This is a genomic window from Propionivibrio sp., assembly GCF_049316945.1.
In the GTDB taxonomy this organism is placed as follows: Bacteria; Pseudomonadota; Gammaproteobacteria; order Burkholderiales; family Rhodocyclaceae; genus Propionivibrio.
The window spans coordinates 1-2114 of record NZ_JBMOJE010000342.1 but is presented as its reverse complement, the minus strand read 5'-3'; the positions used below and the strand labels follow the sequence as shown (position 1 = coordinate 2114).

4 protein-coding genes are annotated in these 2114 nt (G+C 50.1%); 2 read left to right on the top strand and 2 right to left on the bottom strand.

The window, feature by feature from the left end; translation table 11 throughout:
* Window positions 1–60 precede the first annotated feature (60 nt).
* Together ACOYNV_RS27870 and ACOYNV_RS27865 are read right to left on the bottom strand one after the other, a co-directional pair.
* Window positions 61–426: a hypothetical protein gene (locus ACOYNV_RS27870; protein WP_422903077.1), complete on the bottom strand. Its 366-nt coding sequence runs from the start codon at window positions 424–426 to the stop codon at window positions 61–63.
* On the bottom strand, window positions 423–983 hold the full coding sequence (locus ACOYNV_RS27865) for a hypothetical protein (protein ID WP_422903076.1): 561 nt from the start codon (window positions 981–983) through the stop codon (window positions 423–425). The genes ACOYNV_RS27870 and ACOYNV_RS27865 overlap by 4 nt, the downstream gene beginning before the upstream one ends.
* A gap of 163 nt (window positions 984–1146) precedes the next feature.
* On the opposite strand from ACOYNV_RS27865, the gene ACOYNV_RS27860 reads away from it, so the two are divergent.
* Both ACOYNV_RS27860 and ACOYNV_RS27855 read left to right on the top strand, forming a co-directional pair.
* Window positions 1147–1644 carry a hypothetical protein gene (locus ACOYNV_RS27860; RefSeq protein ID WP_422903075.1) on the top strand — a complete coding sequence of 166 codons (498 nt, stop codon included), beginning with the start codon at window positions 1147–1149 and terminating at the stop codon, window positions 1642–1644.
* Between the two features lie 13 nt (window positions 1645–1657).
* Window positions 1658–2047: a hypothetical protein gene (locus ACOYNV_RS27855; RefSeq protein ID WP_422903074.1), complete on the top strand. Its 390-nt coding sequence runs from the start codon at window positions 1658–1660 to the stop codon at window positions 2045–2047.
* The last annotated feature ends 67 nt before the right edge of the window (window positions 2048–2114 follow it).

Sequence of the window (2114 nt, the reverse complement as noted above, 5' to 3'; positions counted from 1 at the left end):
AGCCAGCAGAATCAGGAATATCAGTTGCTTCATGACTATCTCCTTGAATTTCGCCTGGACTCAGGCGTCCTTGATAATTTGTTTGATGTGCTCAAGCAGTTGCTCTCGGTTGTCGCCTGAGCATTTGCATTCAGCCGCAAGCGAGTAGCAATCAACGGCGATCAGCCGGACATTGGCCAGCTTGTCGGTCAGTTCGCTTACCTGTTTTTCGAGTGCTTCGATGCGCTTGGAAAGCCGTTCTACTTCCTTGACCAGATTCTCCAGGATCGTTCCACCGGCAGCGATACCCCGAATCTCTGCACCTTGCGAGGCATTGCCCATGCGCTCGCGCTTCATGTACTCGCGTGCGCCGACACCAATGCTGATCAGCGCTCCGGCAATGCCGGAAATGATTCCTATAAGGTTGTTGGGTTCGATTTCGTTCACGGCATGCGATCCGTAAATCGCCGACATTTTCCACATCTATTCTGCTCAGCTTGAGATCCAAAGTGGTAGCGCACGAATACCCACCAGCTTGCAAGGGCCGCCGCTACTTCGCCGCCCATGATCGCCGGAGGGCGATACTCCATGATCCGGTCAAATCCACGCCAGTACGCCAGATAACAGGCGCTGACGGATACAGTCCAGATAATTACGCCGAAGGCAGCATCTACCCACAACAGCCATTTGCTTCTGTAGTCGGTAATAAGCGATAGCGCCATGACGCTGCCTTGCACCGTAAAGCACAGTGACCATAGCCATTCAGGGGCGATTTGCGCCATCAGAGCATAGGTATTCCGGCCCTCGCCAGCTTCGATCTGTGCAACCGTAGGGAATATCGCGGCAGGCCACGCCATCCCAAGGCCAATGAATAGCGCACCCAAAGCCAGCGTGAATCGTATCGCCAGCAAGTCTGAGCAAAAGACGATGTTGTAAAGGTGGCTTTTCATTCTGCGCCATCGGTTAGGAGAAGGCGCTATTTTGTCAGCCGGAAAACTGCGCATGCCGTCAGTTTTCCGGGCTATCTTCTCCGCAAGATGCAAAACATACCCCGCGATCCCGTAATCGAAACTGTTTTAATGGCTATGGGCCGACCTGTCGTAGTTTCAAACGTTATGCAATGGGAAGTGCAGCCTGTACAATTCGTCGATTTTTGCGGCTTACTTTGTGAAAATGCACAATTTTTCAGCGCTTTCCATTGACTCTGTTGCTCCTGATGGCAACGGTGGAATAATAAGTTGCAAATATTGCGTAACAAAAGAGGTCGTCAATGGGTATCAAGCTCGCGGGCATCGATCCCAACTGGCCCAACTGATTTATCTTGTTTTTGAGGGAATGGCAACTCCGGCGCATATCTTTAGCGGGCTGAAACGGCCCATGAAAGTTGGAGGAAACTACCATGCAGACCGCGATTTTCTGGTGTATTGTTGGTTGCCAGAGCGCGATTGTGAATTTAACATCCAAACAAATAATGTTCAGTTTTTGCAGGTGTCGATGAACCAGGTGTTCGTCACCATCGTCAAACCTTATACAGAGCCGATCCGTGGTGTGAGTGGTGAGATTATCCGATGGAGCTGGGTTGACGAGGATAATGTTCTTGCGCTAGCTCCAGTGAATTACCAAGACAGGTACGGGAAGCACATGTGGAATGCTAAAAATGCTTAACGAGGGGGAAATAATGAAACGCATGACCCTACAAGATGTCAGGGATAAAATGTTCAGTGCGGCACCTTTTCATCCTTATGCTGATTTTGATGACAGTATGGACAGCATTCGAATCCATTTTAGAGACTGCAGTTCCAAAGAGGTGCGCATCAGCCCTCATTTTACCGTTTTGTATGACAACAACCCAAACAAAGGACAGCAGCCCATTGTCGGAATGAGCATCAAAGGATTCCATGAATTCGGGATTCCTTTGTTTGGCGTCTGCCTTGTTTCCGACATACTGGATAGCATCGTTGGGAAGCTGCCTGATGAGGAGGCTTCTGAAATCAAGAGAAAGGGGTTTGCTAACCCCTCATATCTTGGCGAAATGCAGGTGGAAATCCCGTCTTTCGCAGACTGCTGAACCTGCCGCCAGTTTCCGGGTTAGGCTGGAAACTCCATGTCCGAATCGTAGAGCGTCCAGAATTCGC

What these genes read in the sequence shown, in the direction of transcription:
- ACOYNV_RS27865 (WP_422903076.1), bottom strand. Translation starts at nt 983, where the DNA reads ATGCGCAGTTTTCCGGCTGACAAAATAGCGCCTTCTCCTAACCGATGG.
- ACOYNV_RS27855 (WP_422903074.1), top strand. Translation starts at nt 1,658, where the DNA reads ATGAAACGCATGACCCTACAAGATGTCAGGGATAAAATGTTCAGTGCG.